The sequence below is a fragment of the Pseudomonas lurida genome (genome assembly GCF_013522705.1).
GTDB lineage: Bacteria > Pseudomonadota > Gammaproteobacteria > Pseudomonadales > Pseudomonadaceae > Aquipseudomonas > Aquipseudomonas quebecensis.
In genome coordinates, this window is sequence record NZ_JAAMRE010000020.1 from 89,022 (window position 1) to 109,185 (window position 20,164).

General features: G+C 62.1%; 20 protein-coding genes. 4 read left to right on the forward strand and 16 right to left on the reverse strand.

Annotated features, from left to right (window positions below):
• Window positions 1-4 precede the first annotated feature (4 nt).
• The 3 genes from ubiB to ubiE are packed head-to-tail and all read right to left on the reverse strand — an operon-like array spanning window position 5 to window position 2,999.
• Window positions 5-1,609, reverse strand: coding sequence for a ubiquinone biosynthesis regulatory protein kinase UbiB (gene ubiB, locus G7025_RS17135; RefSeq protein ID WP_181080324.1), 1,605 nt, complete (start codon window positions 1,607-1,609; stop codon window positions 5-7).
• Complete coding sequence (locus G7025_RS17140) at window positions 1,606-2,229, reverse strand: ubiquinone biosynthesis accessory factor UbiJ (RefSeq protein ID WP_181080325.1); 624 nt, start codon at window positions 2,227-2,229, stop codon at window positions 1,606-1,608. Before G7025_RS17140 ends, ubiB begins: the two co-directional genes overlap by 4 nt.
• Entirely contained in the window at window positions 2,229-2,999 is a 771-nt protein-coding gene (ubiE, locus tag G7025_RS17145; RefSeq protein WP_034095486.1) for a bifunctional demethylmenaquinone methyltransferase/2-methoxy-6-polyprenyl-1,4-benzoquinol methylase UbiE, read from the reverse strand. Before ubiE ends, G7025_RS17140 begins: the two co-directional genes overlap by 1 nt.
• 158 nt (window positions 3,000-3,157) lie before the next feature.
• On the opposite strand from ubiE, the gene G7025_RS17150 reads away from it, so the two are divergent.
• The 3 genes from G7025_RS17150 to G7025_RS17160 all read left to right on the forward strand — a co-directional run bounded on the left by G7025_RS17150 (window position 3,158) and on the right by G7025_RS17160 (window position 4,857).
• Complete coding sequence (locus G7025_RS17150) at window positions 3,158-3,433, forward strand: polyhydroxyalkanoic acid system family protein (RefSeq protein WP_181080326.1); 276 nt, start codon at window positions 3,158-3,160, stop codon at window positions 3,431-3,433.
• A 104-nt stretch (window positions 3,434-3,537) separates the two neighbouring features.
• On the forward strand, window positions 3,538-3,960 hold the full coding sequence (locus G7025_RS17155; RefSeq protein ID WP_181080327.1) for a phasin family protein: 423 nt from the start codon (window positions 3,538-3,540) through the stop codon (window positions 3,958-3,960).
• A 12-nt stretch (window positions 3,961-3,972) separates the two neighbouring features.
• Entirely contained in the window at window positions 3,973-4,857 is an 885-nt protein-coding gene (locus G7025_RS17160) for a phasin family protein (RefSeq protein ID WP_181080328.1), read from the forward strand.
• Window positions 4,858-4,914: 57 nt separating this feature from the next.
• Here the strand turns inward: G7025_RS17160 and G7025_RS17165 are convergent, their stop codons facing one another.
• From G7025_RS17165 to G7025_RS17190, 6 genes are all read right to left on the reverse strand, one after another.
• Window positions 4,915-5,409, reverse strand: coding sequence for a fimbrial protein (locus G7025_RS17165; protein ID WP_219855352.1), 495 nt, complete (start codon window positions 5,407-5,409; stop codon window positions 4,915-4,917).
• Between the two features lie 51 nt (window positions 5,410-5,460).
• Window positions 5,461-6,408: a fimbrial protein gene (locus tag G7025_RS17170; protein WP_181080329.1), complete on the reverse strand. Its 948-nt coding sequence runs from the start codon at window positions 6,406-6,408 to the stop codon at window positions 5,461-5,463.
• A 38-nt stretch (window positions 6,409-6,446) separates the two neighbouring features.
• On the reverse strand, window positions 6,447-9,059 hold the full coding sequence (locus tag G7025_RS17175; RefSeq protein WP_181080330.1) for a fimbria/pilus outer membrane usher protein: 2,613 nt from the start codon (window positions 9,057-9,059) through the stop codon (window positions 6,447-6,449).
• Between the two features lie 144 nt (window positions 9,060-9,203).
• Complete coding sequence (locus G7025_RS17180) at window positions 9,204-9,971, reverse strand: fimbrial biogenesis chaperone (protein ID WP_181080331.1); 768 nt, start codon at window positions 9,969-9,971, stop codon at window positions 9,204-9,206.
• Between the two features lie 7 nt (window positions 9,972-9,978).
• Complete coding sequence (locus G7025_RS17185) at window positions 9,979-10,740, reverse strand: fimbrial biogenesis chaperone (protein WP_181080332.1); 762 nt, start codon at window positions 10,738-10,740, stop codon at window positions 9,979-9,981.
• A gap of 61 nt (window positions 10,741-10,801) precedes the next feature.
• Entirely contained in the window at window positions 10,802-11,380 is a 579-nt protein-coding gene (locus G7025_RS17190) for a fimbrial protein (RefSeq protein ID WP_181080333.1), read from the reverse strand.
• 399 nt (window positions 11,381-11,779) lie between these two features.
• Between G7025_RS17190 and G7025_RS17195 the strand changes: the two genes are divergently transcribed.
• On the forward strand, window positions 11,780-12,442 hold the full coding sequence (locus G7025_RS17195) for a response regulator transcription factor (protein ID WP_181080343.1): 663 nt from the start codon (window positions 11,780-11,782) through the stop codon (window positions 12,440-12,442).
• 12 nt (window positions 12,443-12,454) lie between these two features.
• Here the strand turns inward: G7025_RS17195 and G7025_RS17200 are convergent, their stop codons facing one another.
• The 7 genes from G7025_RS17200 to hslV all read right to left on the reverse strand — a co-directional run bounded on the left by G7025_RS17200 (window position 12,455) and on the right by hslV (window position 20,093).
• Window positions 12,455-13,075 carry a TetR/AcrR family transcriptional regulator gene (locus G7025_RS17200; protein ID WP_181080334.1) on the reverse strand — a complete coding sequence of 207 codons (621 nt, stop codon included), beginning with the start codon at window positions 13,073-13,075 and terminating at the stop codon, window positions 12,455-12,457.
• A 26-nt stretch (window positions 13,076-13,101) separates the two neighbouring features.
• Complete coding sequence (phaC, locus tag G7025_RS17205; protein ID WP_181080335.1) at window positions 13,102-14,784, reverse strand: class II poly(R)-hydroxyalkanoic acid synthase; 1,683 nt, start codon at window positions 14,782-14,784, stop codon at window positions 13,102-13,104.
• A gap of 88 nt (window positions 14,785-14,872) precedes the next feature.
• Window positions 14,873-15,718: a poly(3-hydroxyalkanoate) depolymerase gene (phaZ, locus tag G7025_RS17210; RefSeq protein ID WP_181080336.1), complete on the reverse strand. Its 846-nt coding sequence runs from the start codon at window positions 15,716-15,718 to the stop codon at window positions 14,873-14,875.
• Between the two features lie 84 nt (window positions 15,719-15,802).
• Window positions 15,803-17,482, reverse strand: coding sequence for a class II poly(R)-hydroxyalkanoic acid synthase (gene phaC / locus G7025_RS17215; RefSeq protein ID WP_181080337.1), 1,680 nt, complete (start codon window positions 17,480-17,482; stop codon window positions 15,803-15,805).
• Between the two features lie 249 nt (window positions 17,483-17,731).
• Complete coding sequence (locus G7025_RS17220) at window positions 17,732-18,109, reverse strand: gamma-butyrobetaine hydroxylase-like domain-containing protein (RefSeq protein ID WP_181080338.1); 378 nt, start codon at window positions 18,107-18,109, stop codon at window positions 17,732-17,734.
• A gap of 79 nt (window positions 18,110-18,188) precedes the next feature.
• On the reverse strand, window positions 18,189-19,526 hold the full coding sequence (gene hslU / locus G7025_RS17225; RefSeq protein ID WP_181080339.1) for an ATP-dependent protease ATPase subunit HslU: 1,338 nt from the start codon (window positions 19,524-19,526) through the stop codon (window positions 18,189-18,191).
• Window positions 19,527-19,562: 36 nt separating this feature from the next.
• Complete coding sequence (gene hslV, locus G7025_RS17230) at window positions 19,563-20,093, reverse strand: ATP-dependent protease subunit HslV (RefSeq protein ID WP_003171209.1); 531 nt, start codon at window positions 20,091-20,093, stop codon at window positions 19,563-19,565.
• Window positions 20,094-20,164: the final 71 nt, after the last annotated feature.

Consider the following 20,164-nt stretch of genomic DNA (forward strand, 5'->3'; position numbering starts at 1 on the left):
TGGGTTATCGACGCACGATCAGATAAACACCCACCGCGACCATGATGCCGGCTGGCCAGTGGCCCAATTGGCTCGGCGTGCCGCCGATCGCCAGCATCACGCCGCCCACCAGGTGGGCCGCACCCAGCAGGCGCAGGAACCAGTCGTCCCGGCGCTGGCGCCAGGGTGGCGCGGGGTCTTTGGCGTGGGGCTGGGACATGCGTTCGAGCAGGTCGCGGGTCATATTGGCCAGGTGCGGCAGTTGTTCGAACTGGCTGTGCAGGTTGCCCAGCAGGGTCTTCGGGCTGACCCGCTCGCGCATCCAGCGTTCCAGGAAGGGCTGCGCCGTCGCCCACAAATCGAGGTCCGGGTACAGCTGGCGACCCAGGCCTTCGATGTTGAGCAGGGTCTTTTGCAGCAGGACCAACTGCGGCTGCACTTCCATATTGAAGCGCCGCGCGGTCTGGAACAGGCGCATCAGTACCTGGCCAAATGAAATATCTTTTAACGGTTTTTCAAAGATCGGCTCGCACACAGTGCGGATCGCCGCTTCGAACTCGTTGAGCTTGGTCTCCGCCGGTACCCAGCCCGAATCGATGTGCAATTGCGCCACGCGGCGGTAATCGCGCTTGAAGAAGGCGAACAGGTTGCGCGCCAGGTAATCCTGGTCTTCCGGCGTGAGGCTGCCGACGATGCCGCAGTCGATCGCGATGTACTGCGGGCTCCACGGGTTGACGGTGCTGACGAAAATGTTGCCCGGATGCATGTCGGCGTGGAAAAAACTGTCGCGGAACACTTGGGTGAAGAAGATTTCCACGCCGCGCTCGGCGAGCATTTTCATGTCGGTGCGCTGGTCGGCCAGGGTGGCCAGGTCAGTGACCTGCACGCCATAGATGCGCTCCATCACCAGCACTTTCGGGCGACACCAGTCCCAGTACACCTGCGGCACGTACAGCAACTGCGAGCCTTCGAAGTTGCGGCGCAACTGGCTGGCATTGGCGGCCTCGCGCAGCAGGTCGAGCTCGTCGTAGATAGTTTTTTCGTAGTCCGCGACCACATCCACAGGGTGCAGCAGGCGTGCGTCGGCGCTGAAACGCTCGGCGGCGCGGGCGAGGATGAACAGCCATGCCAGGTCCTGGCCGATGATCGGCTTGAGGCCGGGGCGAATCACCTTGACCACCACTTCTTCGCCGGTCTTGAGCTGCGCCGCGTGTACCTGCGCCACCGAGGCCGAGGCCAGCGGCTCGACGTCGAAGCGGCTGAACACTTCGCTGATCTTGCGGCCCAGTTGCTCTTCGATCAGCTTCATCGATTGCTGGGAATCGAACGGCGGCACGCGGTCCTGCAGCAGCATCAGTTCGTCGGCGATGTCTTCGGGCAACAGGTCGCGACGAGTGGAGAGGATCTGCCCGAACTTGATAAAGATCGGCCCCAGGTCCTGCAACGCCAGGCGCAGGCGCGCGCCACGGCTGAGCGCCAGGCGTCTGCGCGGGAACCAGCGCCACGGCAGCACATAACGCACCGCCAGCAGGAACCACGGCAGCGGCAGGGCGAACAGCAGGTCATCGAGGCGGTAGCGGATTACGACGCGCTGGATACGAAACAAACGGCGGACGGCGAGCAGCTTCATGCGTTATCGCTTGGATCAAGGGAACGGCTCAGGCGCTCGAAGCGGGCCTCAAGGCGTTCCAGGTCGATTTTGGCCTTGTCGAGTTCGCGAAAGCGCGCTTGCGCTTCCCGTTGCCCGACCAGGGTGCGCGATTCTTCGCTCAGGTATTCGGCGAGATTCTGGTTAAGACTGGCGAACCCTTGCTGGTACCAACGTGCGCGGCTGCGCAGGTGGCCGCTGATCAACTGGGTGGCGACGGGGCCGATCCAGCGCGAGAGCTCGTATTCCCAATCCAGTTCCAGATCCTGCAGCACGGCGGCCAGATCCATCAGCACCGCGCTGTCGCCTTCCAGCTCCACTTCGGTGCTGTGCAGGATGGCGGTCTTGTTGCGGCTCAGCGCCAGGTGCAACAGGCTCGATGCCGGCGCGCGCAGGGTGCAGTCGGCGTCGGCGGCCCATTGGGTCGCCAGCATCAGGCCTTCGTCGCTGGGCAGGATAAACAGCTGCAGGGCAGGGCTGCTGCAGTCCACGGCGATGACCTTGCCGTTCAAGTGCGCAAGCCGCGCCAGAGCGGTGCTGTCCAGGCGCAGTACACGGTTGAGGCCGTGTTCGACGCTGGCGAGAAGGCCCTTGAGCAGCATCAGGGCTTGATACCGCGATGCAGGGCCACGATGCCCGAGGTCATGTTGTGGTAGGTCACGCGGTCGAAGCCGGCCTCTACCATCATCGACTTCAGGGTTTCCTGGTCAGGGTGCATGCGGATCGATTCGGCCAGGTAGCGGTAGCTCTCGGCGTCATTGGTGATCAGCTTGCCCATCAACGGCATGAAGGCGAAGGAGTAGGTGTCGTAGACCTTGGACATCAGCGCGTTGGTCGGCTTGGAGAACTCCAGCACCAACAGGCGGCCACCGGGCTTGAGCACGCGCAGCATCGAGCGGATCGCATCTTCCTTGTGGGTCACGTTGCGCAGGCCGAAGGCGATGGTCACGCAGTCGAAGTGGTTGTCGGGGAACGGCAGCTTTTCAGCGTCGGCCTGGACGAATTCGATATTGCCGGCCACGCCCTTGTCGAGCAGGCGGTCTCGGCCGACCTTGAGCATCGAGCCGTTGATGTCCGCCAATACCACCTGGCCGGTCGGGCCGACGAGCTTGGAAAACTTGGCGGCCAGGTCGCCGGTGCCGCCGGCGATGTCCAGCACGCGATTGCCGGGGCGTACGCCCGACAACTCGATGGTGAAGCGCTTCCACAGGCGGTGCATGCCACCGGAGAGCACATCGTTCATCAGGTCGTACTTGGCGGCTACCGAGTGGAACACCTCAGCGACTTTTTCCGCTTTCTGGCTTTCCGGGACGTTCTTGAAGCCGAAGTGAGTGGTGGGTTCGGCATCGCTGCCTTTGCGCTGATCAGTCATATCGCTGTCACCAAAATAGAATGCGGCACATGATAATCCCCAAGGCCTGCTTTGTCTTGGCAAGGCTGCAGGTAAGATAGGCGGCCACCGAGGCGTTTTGCCGCATTCACAGGGTGCAAGTCGCTGTTTTTCAAGTCTCTGCAAGAGGAATCATCGCAATGGCCCGTATCACCGTTGAGCGTGCACACTCCCTGGGTAAAGAAGGGGCGCGGGCAAAGGCCGACAAGTTGGCCAGTAAACTCAAGGAACAATATGGCGTGGACTCCTCCTGGTCCGGCGATACCCTGAACCTCAAGCGCTCCGGGGTTAAGGGCACGGTAGCCGTTGAAGACGATTCACTGCGTATCGATGTGGAACTGGGCCTGTTGATGTCGGCCATGAGCGGCACTCTCAAGGCCGAAATCGAAAAAGCCCTGGACAAGGCGTTGGCCTGACCGGTTGCCGTTAGGGTGCCGATTCTAATTTTTGCTCCTACTTTGTGCCCAAGCCCGCAACTCCTGCGGGCCGTTCCTCCACCCAATCCTGCGTGAGGTGCACCATGGCCAAAGTTATCCTGAAGAAAAAAATCGACGCCCCGTCCAGCGCCCTGAGTGAGGTCAGAAGCTATGCCCGCAAGATCTGGCTGGCCGGCCTGGGGGCCTACGCCAAGGTCGGCAGCGAGGGCGGCGAATACTTCAAGGAACTCGTTAAGAGCGGACAACATATTGAAAGCAAAGGCAAAAAAGTTGCAGTTGAACAACTTGATGCGGCCAACAGTCAGATTGATCAAGTAAAGAGTAATGTCTCGTCGGTCAAAGGTCTGGTAGAAGTTCAGCTGGATAAAGTTGAAAAGGCTTTTGATACTCGTGTTGCAAGTGCCTTGAATCGAATCGGCATTGCGTCTAAACATGACGTTGAGACACTCTCTGCTAAGCTCGAAGAGCTGACGGCATTGCTCGAACGTGTCGCGCGTAAACACTAAGGAGACAACGGGATGGCTGTTAAAAAGAATACTCAGAAAGAAGGCAGCTCGTGGATCGGGGAAGTTGAAAAATACTCCCGTAAGATCTGGCTTGCTGGTTTAGGCGTGTACTCGAAGGTCAGCAGTGATGGCGGCAAGTACTTCGAGACATTGGTCAAGGATGGCGAGAAAGCCGAGAAGTTGACCAAAACCACGGTCGGCAAGAAAGTCGACGCGGCCAAGGCAAGCGCGGGTTCAGCCAAGACAAGCATTTCCGATACCTGGGGCAAGTTGGAAGAAACATTCGACAAGCGTCTCAACAGTGCCATTTCACGCCTGGGCGTGCCCAGTAAAGCTGAACTCAAGACGCTGCACAGCAAGGTCGACACCCTGACCAAGCAGATCGAAAAACTCACCGGCGCCAAAGTGGCCCCGGTAAAAGCCGCCGCTGCCAAACCTGCGGCTAAAACGGCGGCTGCCAAGCCGGCCGCAAAAACTGCCGCCAAGCCGTTGGTGAAAGCCGCCACCAAGGCGCCGGCCAAAGCGGCAGCCAAACCGGCTGCGACTGCCAAGCCTGCGGCCAAAACCGCTGCAGCGAAACCGGCCGCCAAGGCCGCCACTAAGCCGGCAGCGGCTAAAGCAGCGGCCAAGCCCGCCGCCAAAGCCGCGGCAAAACCTGCGGCCAAGCCAGCAGCGAAGCCTGCGGCCAAAACCGCCGCCGCCAAGCCGGCCAGCGCAAAGCCTGCGGCCAAACCTGCCGCGACGAAGAAACCCGCCGCCGCCAAAAAGCCTGCGACCAGCAAGGCAGCGGCCCCGGCAGCGTCACCTTCCAGCGCCAACTCGGTGTCCGCGCCGACGCCTGCCGCGACCACCCCGACTGCAACGCCGTCCAGTGCGACGCCTTCCAGTCAGTCCTGATTTTTCCAGGACCTGAAAAATGCCCGGCCTGCAAAGGTCGGGCATTTTTTTGCGCGCTCAGTGGTAAGTGATCGACACGGTCACGGTGCTGGCCAACGTACCCTGGGTCAGTATTGCGCCGGTTTTATGGTAGGCGGCCGTCAGCGGCAGTACGGCCTTCCTGTTGCTGGTCGCCACCGTGCGGCTGCGTTGCGTCGGGGTGCCGTTGGCCGGAATGATCGAAAAGGCTGGCGCCCGATGGGCCAGCCACAGCGCCGTGCCGCCTGAGGTGCCGGTGTTGGCGAACAGCGAGGCGTCCCCGCCCGCGGGTGTACCGGTGAACAGGAACGTCACGCTGCTGATATCCGATTCGCAATCGGCGGAGAGCTCAAAATCCAACGTTCCGGCATAGGCGGCCTGGTCGAAGTCTGAAATTTTGATGGTCGGCAGGGTGATGCTGCGATTGACGTCGCCGGCATCGAGGTCGCAGGTGCCGGCGTCGACCTGGCCGCTGAAACGCAAGGTGCCGGTGGTGGCGGCCTGAGCCGCGGTTGTCGCCAGGCAGGCAGTCATTGCCAGCCGGAGCGCAAGGTTTCGGATGCTTATCAAATCGTTCTCCAGGCCTCAGTTGTACGTCAGGGTCACGGTGGCGGTGCTGGCGAGGGAGCCTTGGCTCACCGTGCCGTTCTTGTGATAGGCCGCGCCGAGCGGCAGTACGGCGCGATTGGCGGATACGGCCACTGTGCGACTGCTGTCGGTGCCATTGGCAAGGATGTCCTGGGTGCCGCCGTTAAGCCGTGAATACAGGCGCAGCGCGATTCCGCCGGCAGTCCCGGTGTTGGCAAACAGTCGGTCATTGCCTGGTGCCGGACTGCCGGTGAAGCGAAAGGTGACCTGTGCGGCATCGCTGCAATTGGCGGTTAACTCAAAGTTGCGCGCACCGGCGCTGGTGGCGCTCTGAAAGTCGCTGACTTTTACCGGCGCCAGGGCAATCGTTCGGTCCACGTCGCCGACGGACAGATCGCACGTTGCAACGGGACGGACAAAGCGCACCGAGTTGCCCAGCCGCAGCAAAAAACCGTTGGGCCCGCTGCCCCAGCGATCCAGGAAAATATCGCCGCTGGGCACGACCCCGGTGGTGACTGGCCCGATTTTGTAGAACGTCGCCTCTGCACGGGTGAGGGTGTAGTACGAGCCGGGCGGCATCACGGTGCTTTGGCTGAACAGTCCGTAGGCATTAGTCACGCCTCGGGCATCGGTAATGGTGATGCGGATGCCCACCCCTTGCACCTCGGTGTGATAGGCGCCGGTGCTCGGATCGGTAACCTGTGGATAACGCCCGATGACGGTCCGCCACGTGTGTGAGGGGCAACGAATGAGCTGGCCCGGTGCCGTGCCGCTGAAATGCGCGCGGGTTATGACGCCTCCCACCGCCAGACTGTTGGGCACGGTGATTGTTGCCGGAAGGGTGAGCGTGTGCGTGGAGTTGGGGTAGCTTACGCAATCGGCCCGGGCGCCGAGGGCCAGGCCCAGCCCCAGCAGTATCGACAAGCCAGTGAGGACGCGCTTCATCTTTGATCTCCCAAAAAACAGGGGTGAACCTTGGCCGGTCATAGGGACGCAGGCCGTGGGTGGCGGGTCGGCTTCAGTTGTACGGCAATGGCGGGGCTGCCCCGGCACGTGCCGGCGTTCACGTGGCGCAAACGCCTGGCGCTGTCGGTGTTGCCCCTGGTGCCGAGGGCATACGCCAATCGGCAGCTGGCATGGGCCTGGGTGCCCCACTTGACGCTCAACCACCCCTGGGGCTGTGCCACGCGCACAAAGGCTTTGCCACCCTGTGCGACAATCCCGACGCTGGCGCCCTGCTCATCGAACACGTCCGAGCCGAACGGCAGCGCGCTGCCGTCTTCGCGCAGGGCTGTGATCAACAGCGCCTGGCCGCTGACCGTCTCAAAGTGCAGCCTGACCACCGCGCCCGCGCGCGGCGCCACGTTTTGCGCGGCGGTCTTGAGTTCGACGTCCACCGACAAATCCTTGGGGTCCAGCTCGACGACGTTCTGTCGATAGGGCGTGAGATGGGGTACCACCGCATAGCCGTTCCCGCCGATCTGGCCACTGTGGTTGCCATTGATGCGCGCGCCTTGCGCATCCGGCGCCTGCACAATGCCAAGGGTGTCGCCCAGCTCCGGGGCGAAGGTCACGCCGCCGGCGTGGGCGACCAGGCCGCCTGTCATGCCCAGCGAGGTGGTGCGGTAGGCGTTGCTCTGGCCAAACCCGGCGGACAGCGCGCTGTAGGGCGTCTGGTACTTCACGTCCGCATGGGTGGCCTGGGTGCTGCCGCGTGCGCGGCTGGCACCCAGGCCGTAGGTCAACTCACTGCGCTCACCGAGGCTGCCGCCCAGGCTGACAAGTTCGCCGCTGCTTTGGCTGCCGTGGTACGCGGTGGTGGTCAGGGTTGGCGAGCGCGCGCCGTGGCCCAGGGGCAGGCTGAAGGTAAGGTCGATTTGTTTGTCGACCTTTTCCGTCAGCAGATCGCGGGTTCGTTGGGCGCTGAGGGTGCAGTGCAGCCCGCGCCAATTGGCGCTGTAACCGGCGGTGAAGGTCAGGTTGCCCTGGGTGCGGTTCCAGTAATTCTGCGACGACCCGGTGAAGTACACCGAGCCGTTGCCCAGGCTCTGGTTAAGGCTGAGGTCCATGCGGTCACGCAGGCGCGACACGTTATCGAGGTTGCCGGCGTCGATGGCCAGGTCACGTAGGCGCGCCGAATCGCGCACGCTCAGGAAACCCTCGGTGGAGTATCGATAGGCACCGAGCGCGAAATGGGTGCCGGTCTCGGTGAAGTTCTTGCTGTAGCGAAGCTGCACGCTTTGCCCCTGGCGAGTGCCGTGGCCGGGCAGACTGGCATCGGAGTGAGTCAGGTCCAGCGACAACGCGCCCAGGGGGGTATTGAAGGCTGCGCCCAGCAATTGCGAGCGATAGTCCTCGCCCAGCACCGCGCCGGCGTAACCGGTGAGCAGGTTGCTCAGGCCACGCTGATAGGTGGCCTGCAGCAGCTTGGGCGGATGGCGCAGGCCCACCTCATCCAGTTGGCCGACGCTCAGCGCATAGCGCTGGTGGCCGGGGCGCAGCAGGTTGGCGTTGGCGGCGAACGGCACGATGAATTCACGCTTGCGTCCGTCGGCCTCAGTCACCGTTATCGTAAGATCGCCGCCGTAGCCGGTGGGAAACAGATCGTTGAGCACAAACGGCCCGGGGGCCACCGACACTTCATCGAGCAGCACGCCGCGCTGGCGCACGCTGACCCGCGCATTGGTGAGGGCGACGCCACGCACCACCGGCGCAAAACCGGTCTGGGAGTCGGGCAGCATCCGATCATCGCTGAACAGGCTGGCACCGCGCAGGCGAACACTGTCGAACAGCTCGCCGGGGGTGTAGATCTCACCCGTCAGCAGTTGCGCGCGCAGCGGGCTCACTTCGCGTTGCACATAGGTGGCGCTGCTTTGATACCCGGAAGCGGCCTTGGAGTGGCTGTAACTGCCGTCGTGGCGCCAGTGCCAGTCGCCCAGATTGAGTCCGGTGTTCAGGCCCAGGTAGTGGGAGGCCAGGGAGCGGTCGTTGGTCCTGGTGGAAAATGTATCGGCGTTGTAGCGCACAAAGGCGGCGTCCACGCCGCTGTCCCAGTGCCGAGGGTCCACATAGCCGCGCGCCGTGCGTGGCAGGTAGATCTGCGGAATGTGCAGGTCCAGGCGGTTTTCACCCGAGTCGTACAGGCTGCGGGCGCCGGGCAGGTAGGTTGCGATGTCGGCGCAAGCGGCAAACGGTGCGATGGCGGTGGTGCCTGCTTCGATGGCGTGCTGCTGGACATTGTCCATGTCGACGCCCAATCGCAGCAGCGCCTCGCGCGAAAGGCACAGCTGGGCGTTATCGCGACCGTCGAGCGCGGCGAACACCAGGGTTTCTCGTCCCATCCATTGGCCATTCAGATGCACGTCGGCGCGGTAGCTGCCGGGCAGTACAACGTTGCCCTGGCTGAACCTGGACACATCCACCGACTGGCCCGCCGCGCTGTCGGTAAAAAACGCCGGGTTGAACTCGACGTACTCGGCACCGTGGGCCTGCAGCACGTCGGCGCCGGCAAGCAGCAACAAAGAGCGGGCGGCCAGTTTCAACCGATGGTGGTCCAGGGACCAAGTGCCGGGTCTGGCCGGCGTGTGCGAACTCATGTCTAGCGTTTCCAAAAAGCGGGGGCGGTGCGAATGCCGGCATGGGAAATCCCTGCCCGCATAAAAGGGCATCAGCCGAAGGTGTGTGATCGATCCAATAGCGTCGGCGACGACGCTACGGCGGATGGCGTGGCGCCAGGGCGGTCATGGCGCGACCTTCGCCTGGTGTGAAACCTTGACCCCGAAGTCGTCGAGCGTCTGGAACGCGACGGCCGCCGCAGCCGCGGGCGGCGGGTTGAACCCCTGCAGAGCGAAGCGGCTGCGTGCACCGGGCGCCACCATGGTGCCGGCGCCGTATGTCGCGACCGCATAGGCCGGGCGTTGGTCGGCGCCACGCAGTTCGATGTGTTCGAACGTCACGTGATACGGGCTCGGGTTATAGGCTTCCAGCACCTGGCCCTGAGCGGTCTGCACGTAGCGCCATTGCAGCTTGGCGGGCGCCGCTTCGACCGCGTACGCCAGGTTCGGTGGGCGCAGGAACAGCTTGATCCGCGAACGAAAGGCCAGTTGCAGCTGGTTGCTGCGTGGTGCGTCCGCCGGCTGCGACGGCACCTCCAGCAGGTTGAGCCAGAACAGACGCTCCTGGGCGCCGGGCTGCAGATCGCCGGTGTAGGCCAGCCGTAGCACCTGTTGCTTGCCCGGGTCCATGCGAAAGATGGGCGGGGTGGCAATGAAGGGAACGGCGGTGAGGTCCGGCGTGGCGTTTTCGTCGCCGTCGTCCAGCCAGGCCTGGATCAATACGGGGGCCTGGTTCTTGCTCTCGAGCCTTACCGTGACCTCCTTATCGTTCTGGGGGTAGACGATGCGCGTGCTGTTGATCACCACGCTCGCCCGCGCCGAAGCCACACTCGACAGCACTGACACCAGCAGTACAAGTAGGGTCGGTGCGTGGAAAATCGACGTCGCGTTCATGGCTCAGTCACCCGGCGCAGGAGAGGGCAAGGTCGGTCGAGTGCGGCACTCGCGCGCCGAAGTCGCTGACCGTGGTGAATTCGACCGTGGCTGAGCCGCAAGGACGATGGCGCAGCAGCGGCAGTGCGAACCGTTTGACGTCACCGGCCGGCAGTAACAGGCTGTCATTGGCTGCCTGGTTCGGGGCTTTTTCAAAACGTCGGCCGGCGCTGAGCAAGGTCACCTTGGCCAGGGAAACATGGTACGGCGTAGGGTTGGTGGCCTGCAGCGCGAACCCTTGGGAATGCTCGACCAGTTTCCATTGCAGCCTGGCGGCCGCAGCGGCGACGGGGTAGGGCAGGGCGTGCGGGCGCAGGAACACGCGCAAGCGGGTGCGGAAGGACAGTTCCAGCTGATTGTTTTGCCCCGCATCCGCCGAGCGCGGCGGTACTTCCAACACGTTGAGCCAGAACAGCCGCTCCCGGTCGGCCGCCAATGGCTCGCCGACGTAGCGCAGGCGCAAGGCCTGTTGTTGCTGGGGCTCGATGCGAAAGATCGGCGGCGACAGGGCGAAGGGCGTCCTGGCTGTGGCCGGGGTGGACTGACGGTCGCCCGTGTCCACCCAGGTCTGCACCAGGGCGGGTCGGTTACCGCGGTTTTCCAGGCGAACCACGACTTCCGCCCTGTCGGCAGGGTAAACCACGCGCGTGCCATGCACGATCACGCCGGCGTGGCCGGTGGAGGCCACCAGGGCACAGGCGGCAAGTGTGAAACAGACCCATGTCTTCATCGTTTGAACGCTCCCCGAATCAGGGGTGCCCCCGACACCTTGGGTGCAGCCCCCACGAGCCTCACTCGGCGTACTCGACCGTGAAGCCGACCCGCGTACTGACCGTGCCCTCGGAAGCGGCTCCGGTGGCATACAGCTGCGCGGCCAGCGGGATGACGGCCTGGTTGTCGGCAATCACCACGCCGGCGGACTTTTCGGTGTAGACATTGATCGGCGAGCCGTCGCGGTTGGTGACTTCCACTTGGACGTTCTTGGCGTGAGTGGTGTCGGAAGGGTCGTCAAAACCGTCGATGTTCAAGCGGCCGGTGGCCACATCGATGGCTGCGCTGGTAGGGTCGAAGGCCACCATCGCGGTGCGTCCGTTGGTGCAACTGCCTTCGCCGGGTGCGCCTATGCGAATCGTGAAGCCCGTGAGGTTGGCGCGGCTGCCGGCGGTGGCCAGACGCGAGGCCGAGACGCCTCCCAGGTTGACGTCCTTGACCACCGCACCCGAGCCCGGTGCCGCGCCTTCCACGGTGCAGGTCACATCGGTGACCAGGCCGCTGAAGTTGATAACACCGTCGTTGGCGTATGTGGCTTGTGACGCGGCAACGGACAAGACCAGCGCAGCGGTTGCAGTGCAGAGAGCATTAACGTTCATGGTAATTCCAAGGCTGATGGAGAGTGTTCCCGGTCGCGGGTGATGACGCTGCATCCGAGATGCGTGTCTAGTTGTTCGCGATTGGCGGGATCACTAATTTGTATCTAGAAGTTAATTGTCTCTATAGAAGAGTGACGAGTTTCAGTTCGAAAATGTTCGAAAGCGTACTGTTTTACTTGAGCTTTCTAAAATCACTGTTGGGTGTGTATGAAGTTTCGTTAAGTCTTTTCTGTCGGGAAGTTCTGTAGGGCAAGTGGGTATTAATTGTCGGCTTGTATTGAAGCGTAGATATCGCTGGGCTATACCGAGCAGGTAATAACCGATGATGGTGCGTGCAGCGTTGCATTAACTTGGGTGGGTGCCTTTATGCCTGCAGCAGATTCCACTCCTTATACGGTCATGTTGCTTGATGACCATGAAATGGTGCGGCAGGGCATCGAGTGGGGCCTGAGCCAAGCCGCCGACATCAAGGTGATCGGTTCCTTCGGGACAGGCAGGCAATTGCTCGAAGCGCTCGCCCGGCAGCCTGCGGACGTGGTGGTGATGGATTTTATCCTGGCACCCTCGGAAATCGACGGCCTGAACCTGCTCCAGGCGCTCAATCGGCGCTTCAGTCAGTGCCGGCCGTTGATTGTGTGTTCGCACTACACGCCCGCGACGGTGGCGCTGTCGTTGAAGGCCGGTTGCTGGGGGATCCTCGGTAAAACTCAGAACCTGGCTGAGTTGACCACGGCTGTACGCACCGTCGCACAGGGCCGACTTTACTTGCAGCCGTGTATGGTGCCCGAACTGCAGGGCATGCAGTCGGTGTTGGAAGTGGCGAACAAGAGAGCGAATGCGGACTTTTGCGCGTCGGGTCGTTTGAATAACGGTCTTACGCCCAAAGAGCAGGAAGTATTGCGCTGTTTTCTGGATGGCATGTCCGTCAGTTCAATTGCCGCCAAGTTCTCACGCAGTGCAAGTACCATCAGCACACAAAAACAATCGGCTTATCGAAAACTGGGGATAAGCAGCGACAGTGAGCTGTTCAAGTTTTCTCACCAGTTCGGTGAACCTGGATAGCCACCCCAACGCTTAAATCCGATCATCCAGATAACGCAGTGCCAGGCGCTCGGTGGCGTGCCGCGCCGGCGCCAGCAGATGCGGCGCCACCAGCATCATGATTTGGTACACCACCACGCGCACTTCCCCTTCGCGGTCGAGAATGCGTTGGTAGTCCAGGGAAAACAGTAACGTCAGGGTGATCTGTTCCACCAGTTGCCCGAGTGCCTGCGTATCGCTGACCAATTGCCCGCCCGCCTTCAAGCGTGCCAGCAGTGACGCCAGTGTGCGCTTGAGCGCCGTGAGCAGATTGCGAATGCCCTTGGCCAGCTTCGGCAGGCGCCCGGCCAGGTTCGACAGGTCCTGGAACAGGAACCGGTAATGGGCCATGCGTTCGATGATCAGGTGCAGGAACAGCCAGTAATCCTGAGGCTCCAGCTGCGCATCCGCCGGTGGGTCGAGCAGCGGCGCCAGTTCATTTTGAAAACGTTCGAACAACCCCAGTACCAACGGCTCCTTGCCGTGGAAGTGGTAATAGAGGTTGCCGGGACTGATCCCCATTTCATTGGCCACCTCCATGGTCGACACGTTGGGTTCACCCTTGTGGTTGAACAGTTGCAGAGCGCATTCAAGAATTCGATCGCGGGTCTTCATCCAGTCTTCTTAATCTGTCGTCGAGCTCAGCGCACCCGCACATAGGTGCCCGGCGCCGCTTCCATCGGTGGATAATTCTGGTTGCCCAGGGCGGTAAGGGTGTCGCGCTGCACGCCCGAACGTTGCTGTACCCAGTCCAGCCACTGCGGCCACCAGCTGCCTTCGACATGGTTGGCGTCGTAGTACCAGGCGCGTGGGTCGCTGCTCAGCCTGGGGTTTTCGACGTAATTGGCCTTGGGGTTGCCCGGCGGGTTAAGGATGCTCTGGATATGCCCGCTGTTGGACAGCACGAAGCGGCGATCACCGCCCAGTAATTGCGTGGAGCGATACACCGCGTCCCACGGCGTGATGTGGTCGTTGATACCGGCCACGCTGAAGCTGTCCACGGTGACCTTCTGCAGGTCGATGGGCGTGCCGCACACTTCCAGGCCGCCTGGATGGCTGAGCGGGTTGTGCTTGAAAAAGTCCAGCAGGTCGCCGTGCAGCGCGGCGGGCAGGCGTGTGTTGTCGTTGTTCCAGTACAGGATGTCGAACGCCGGCGGTTCCTTGCCCAGCAAGTAATTGTTGATCCAGTAGTTCCAGATCAGGTCGTTGGGGCGCATCCAGGCAAACACCTTGGCCATGTCGCGCCCGTCCAGCACACCTTGTTGGTAGGACCGACGCTTGGCGGCTTCCAGGGTCTGTTCATCGGCGAACAGCGTGGCGGGGCTGTCGATCTGGCTGTCCAGCAGGCTCACCAGGTAGCTGGCGCTGGAGATACGCCGCAATTGGCGCTTGGCCTGCAGATGGCCTTGTAGCGCGGCGATGGTCAGGCCGCCGGCGCAGGCGCCCATCAGGTTGACCTCGCGCGCACCGCTGATGGCCCGGCAAACATTGAGCGCTTCTTCCAGCGCCGCCACGTAGGTCGACAGGCCCCATTCGCGATGCCGCACATCCGGGTTGCGCCAGCTCACGATAAACGTCTGCAGGCCGTTCTTGAGCGCGTACTGCACAAAGCTGTTGGCCGGGCTCAGGTCGAAAATGTAGTACTTGTTGATTTGCGGCGGCACGATCAGCAGCGGCCTGGCGTACTGTTTTTCGCTCATCGGTTTGTACTGGATCAGCTCCAGCAGCTCGTTGCGAAACACCACCGAGCCGGGCGTGGTGGCAACGGTCTTGCCGACTTCGAACGCGTGCTTGCTGACTTGGCGCGGCAGTCCATTGTTGTGCAGCAAGTCGTCGAACAGGTTGCTCACCCCGCGCACCACGCTGTTGCCGCCGGAGTTGAGCAGCTCTTTGACCGCCAGCGGATTGAGCAAGGTGTTGGAGGGCGATACCGCATCGTTGAACAGCGACAGGGCAAAGTGCGCCCGCGCCCGGTCATCGTTGCCCAGGGTGCTGTCGTCGATCCAGTGCCGGGTCTGTTTCTGCCAGCTCAGGTACGCCTGCAGGCTGCGCCGATACAAGGGGTTGAGTTGCCAGGTGGGGTCGACGAAGCGGCCGTCGCGGGGGTTGGGCTCATGCACCGTCTCGCCGAGCAGGACGCGGCCCAGCTGGCCGCCCAGGGCGAGGGCGTGACGCGCAGTGTGCACCGGGTTACGCAGGCCATGAGCGGCCACGCTGCGCAGGGTCGACAGCAGGTCGCGGCCTCTCAGCCCGGTGATCGCATTTTGCGCATTGATGAACGCGGCAGGGGTGGGCGCCGGGTTCGTCACGGGTCTTTCTCGCATGAGCCAACACTCCTTCGTCAAACCATCAACAGGCAGGCCAAGTCAGAACCATAGTCGGTTCCTGGCAAGTTGCGCGGCGGTGTGGTCCTTACACCGCGGGTCGTGGGTGAATCACTGCGCGCAGGCGCTCCTCCTCCAGGAATTTCATGATGATCGGCGCCACCGCCTCTGCGCGGGTGATCAGGAACAGGTGGCCGTCATCAATGATGTGCAGCTGCGCATTGGGAATGCGCCAGGCAAGCATGCGCATATTGATCAGTGGGATCAGCGGGTCGTCGTCCCCGGCCAGTACCAGGGTGGGCTGGCGGATCTTGTGCAGCCAATGGATGCTGGTCCAGCCCAGCCCCGCGAACAGTTGCCAGTAGTAGCCGAGCTTGCCGGCCGAACGCACTTTGCTGGCATGTTCGGCCGCCAGCTTGGCGTCGCGACGGAATGAGCCGCCGTAGATCATCGGCGCGATGCGCACCACATGAGACGGCTGGATATAGCGGCGCGGGCTCGCCATCAGCCACAGCACCTTCGGCTTGCCCGGTACCATGAAGGCGCCTGCGGCGGTCGCCGCCAGGATCAGCTTCTTGCAGCGCTCCGGGTAGTCATAGGCGAACTGCTGAGCCAGCGCGCCGCCCCAGGACACCCCGACTGCGTTTACCTGGCCGTAGTCGAGGTAATCGAGCATGCGCGAGGTGAGCTTGGCCAGGCCGGGGAAGCGGTAAGGCCGGCTGGGCGTCGAGGAGCCGCCCACCCCAGGAACGTCAAAGGCAATCACCTCCAGATCCGGGTCCAGGGCCTGGACGAACGGAAACACCAGCTCCAGGTTGGCGCCGATGCCGTTGAAGATCAGCAATGGCGTCAAGTGAGGCTTGCCCGGACGTACCGCCGTGCGGATGGTCTGGCCATCCAGGTCGATGGTACGAAAGATGAACGGTTGCGGCATGGGGGAACCCTTAGGGTTAGAGGGGCAGCTTCAAGCTACAAGCCTCAAGCTGAACTCAATCGGCTCGAGGCTTGTAGCTTGAAGCTAACGTTCATGCACATAGGTACCTGGCGCCGCTTCGGCTGCGGCGTACGTCTTGTTGCCTAATACCGTTGGGGCCTTTTTCAGCTTGCCCGCCCGCTCCGCCTGCCATGCCTGCCAATGCAACCACCACGAATCGGTGTGCTTGGTGGCGTTTTCCTGCCATTCCAGCGGCTTGCCTGCCAGGCCATCGCTGGTCTGGTAGCGCGCCTTGGGGTTGCCCGGCGGGTTGAGGATGCTCTGGATATGTCCGCTGCTGGACAGCACGAACTCCACCTTGCCCCCAAACAACTGCGCCGATTTGTAGCACGACTGCCATGGGGTGATGTGGTCGTTGGTGCCGGCCAGGGAGTAGATATCGGCGGTCACTTGCTTGAGGTCGATCGGCGTGCCGCACACTTCCAGGGCGTTGGGGCGAACCAGCGGGTTGTTCTTGAACAACTCGATCAGGTCGCCGTGAAACGCCGCCGGCAGGCGCGTGGTGTCGTTGTTCCAGAACAGGATGTCGAACACCGGCGGCTCGTTACCCAGCAGGTAGTTGTTGACCCAGTAGTTCCAGATCAGGTCATTGGGGCGCATCCACGCGAACACCTTGGCCATGTCGCGGCCTTCCAGCACGCCGGCCTGATAGGAGTGACGCTTGGCCGCTTCCAGGGTCTGCTCGTCGACAAACAGCGCGACCTGGGTGTCCAGGGTGGTGTCCAGTACGCTTACCAGCAATGTCAGGGCGTTGACTTTCTTCTCGCCCAGCGCCGCGTAGTGGCCCAGCAGCGCAGTGCAGGTGATGCCGCCGGAGCAGGCGCCGAGCATGTTGATGTCCTTGCTGCCGGTGATCGCCGTGACCACATCGACGGCTTCCTTGAGCGCCTCGATATAGGTCGACAAGCCCCACTCGCGCTGGGCCTTGGTCGGGTTGCGCCAGCTGATGATGAAGGTCTGCTGGCCGTTGCGCAGGCAGAAGCGCGCCAGGCTTTTATCCGGACTCAAGTCGAATACATAGAATTTGTTGATCTGCGGCGGTACCACCAGCAGCGGGCGTTCGTGCACCTGCTCGGTGACGGGCTTGTACTGGATCAGCTCCAGCACATCGTTGCGAAACACCACCGCGCCTTCGGTGGTGCCCAGGCTCTTGCCCACTTCGAAGGCGCCCATATTGACCTGGCTCGGCATGCCACCGTTATGCACCATGTCCTTGGCCAGGTGGGACAGGCCGTCGAGCAGGCTCTTGCCGCCGGTTTCGAAGAAACGTTTGACCGCCGCCGGGTTGGCCGCGCTGTTGGTGGGCGCCATGGCTTCGGTCATCAGATTGATCACGAAGTGGCCGCGGCTGATGTCTTGTTCCGACAGGTTGCTGTCGCCGATCCAGTCGTGCAGTTCCTTGCGCCACGCCAGGTAGGTTTGCAAGTAACGTTTGTAGAGCGGGTTCTGGCTCCAGGCCGGATCGTGGAAGCGACGGTCATCGCTTTCCGGCGCCAGCGCCGATTTGCCGAACATCACGTTTTTCAGTTCCACGCCGAAATGGGCGACATGCTTGACGCTGTGCAACGGTTGCTTGATGGCTTGGGTCAGTACCATCTTCGCCGAGGCCAATAAATCCTTTTTGCGTAACGCGATGATCGGGTTCAACCCCAGGGTGTTTTCCGAGGCCTGGCGTTTCAAGTCATCGTTGTTCTTGTTACTCATCTACGACGCTCCATTGTCCGAAAGACGAGTACCGGGTACCGCTGCGCACCAAGTTTCGATACACAACACAAGCCTGGTACTGCGACTCGGGTGACCGTTGATACCGCATCGTCAAATGCAGGGAACTTGCCAGTTCCATTGGTTACCCGAGTTTAATTTTTTTCGCAAGCCGGCCAATCATTGGCCTATAGACAGGGCATTCAAGCAGATGGAATTAGAAAATGCCCTCTAAAGAGCAAGACGGCTGACTTAGAGCATCAGGCGCACGACCGATTCACTCGGGTCGCGGGTTTTGCCGGCGGCCTTGAGTTCGGCGAGATAATCGGCCCACAACGTTTCCTGACGCGCGGCCAGTTGGTAGAGGTAGTCCCAGGTGAACAGCCCGCTGTCGTGACCGTCGTCGAAGGTCAATTTCAGTGCGTACTGGCCGGCGGGCTCGACCTTGATCAGCCGCACGTTCAGCTTGCCGAATTGCAGGATGGGTTTGCCGTGGCCCTGGACCTCGGCGGAAGGCGAGTGCACCCGCAGGAACTCGGCGGGCAACTGGTAGACCTCATCGGGGCCGTAGGTGAGGCCGAGGGTGTTGGAGGTTTTGTGCAAATTAACAGCGGTGGGGAATTTCGGCATTGGGGACACCTTGGGCTGCAAGCTACAAGCCGCGAGTTGAATGTGCTCAACTCGCGGCTTGTAGCTTACAGCTTGCGGCTTACAGAATGTACCGCGACAAGTCTTCGTTCTGCGCCAATTCGCCCAAGTGGCTGTTGACGTAGTCGACGTCGATTTTGATCGCTTCGCCATTCTGCAAGCCCGCCATGTCGCCGGCGCTGAAGGACACTTCTTCAAGCAGGCGCTCAAGCAGGGTGTGCAGGCGACGGGCACCGATGTTCTCGGTCTTCTCGTTGACTTGCCAGGCGATCTCCGCCAGGCGCTTGATGCCATCGGCCTGGAACTCGATGCCCAGCCCTTCGGTTTTCAGCAACTCGCGGTATTGCTCGGTAAGCGAGGCGTGCGGCTCGCTGAGGATGCGCTCGAAGTCGCCCGGAGTCAGGGCCTTGAGCTCGACGCGAATCGGCAGGCGACCCTGCAGCTCCGGCACCAGATCGCTGGGCTTGCTCAGGTGGAACGCACCGGAAGCGATGAACAGGATGTGGTCGGTCTTGACCATGCCCAGCTTGGTATTGACGGTGCAGCCTTCGATCAGCGGCAGCAGGTCGCGCTGTACGCCTTCACGGGACACATCGACGCCGCCGGAGTTGCCACGCTTGGCCACCTTGTCGATCTCGTCGATAAACACAATGCCATGCTGCTCGACCGCTTCGAGGGCCTTGGCCTTGAGTTCTTCTTCATTCACCAGGCGCCCGGCTTCCTCGTCGCGCACCAGCTTGAGCGCTTCCTTGACCTTGAGCTTGCGGCTCTTCTTCTTGCCCTTGCCCATGTTGGCGAACAGGTTCTGCAACTGGCTGGTCATTTCTTCCATGCCAGGCGGCGCGGAGATGTCGACGCCGGACACTTCGGCTACTTCGATTTCGATCTCCTTGTCATCCAACTGACCTTCGCGCAGACGCTTGCGGAACAGCTGGCGTGTGTTGGAATCCGACGCCGGTGCGGCGTCTTCATTGAAACCCATGCGCGCCGGTGGCAGCAGGGCGTCAAGAATGCGTTCCTCGGCGGCGTCTTCGGCGCGATGGCTGACCTTGGTCATCTCCTGCTCGCGCAGCATCTTCAGCGCGGCGTCGGCCAGATCGCGAATGATCGACTCGACGTCACGGCCCACATAGCCCACTTCGGTGAACTTGGTGGCCTCGACCTTGATGAACGGGGCGTTGGCCAGTTTGGCCAGGCGCCGGGCGATTTCGGTTTTACCGACACCGGTGGGGCCGATCATCAGGATGTTCTTGGGTGTTACTTCAACGCGCAATTCTTCGGGCAATTGCATCCGGCGCCAGCGGTTACGCAGTGCGATGGCAACGGCGCGCTTGGCATCGTCCTGGCCGATGATATGGCGGTTGAGTTCATGGACGATTTCACGGGGAGTCATGGACATAGTGTTTGGCGGCCTCAAGCGGAATAAGCCTACGGCTTACTCGGCGAGGTCCTGCTCCTCAATGGTCTGGTTGTGGTTGGTGAACACGCAGATATCGCCGGCGATACCCAGGGCGGTCTCGACGATTTCCCGTGCCGACAGGTCGGTTTTCTTCAACAGCGCACTGGCCGCGGCCTGGGCATAGCCCCCGCCGGAGCCCATGGCAATCAGGCCATGCTCGGGCTCGACCACATCGCCATTGCCGGTAATGATCAGGGACGCGTCTTTGTTGGCGACGGCCAGCATGGCTTCCAGACGGCTGAGGGAGCGGTCGGTGCGCCATTCTTTGGCGAGCTCGACGGCGGCGCGCACGAGGTGGCCCTGGTGTTTTTCCAGTTGGCCCTCGAAACGTTCAAAGAGGGTGAATGCGTCGGCAGTGGCACCGGCGAAACCGGCGAGCACCTGGCCGTGGTACAGGCGGCGCACTTTTTTCGCGTTGCCTTTCATCACGGTATTACCCAGGGAAACCTGGCCGTCGCCGCCCATGACGACTTTGCCGTGGCGACGTACTGAAACGATGGTGGTCAAGGGGAGAGTCTCCACGCAGCGGGGCGAAAATGCCCTGATGGAAACTCATATGGGGGTGGCGGGGGGGATTT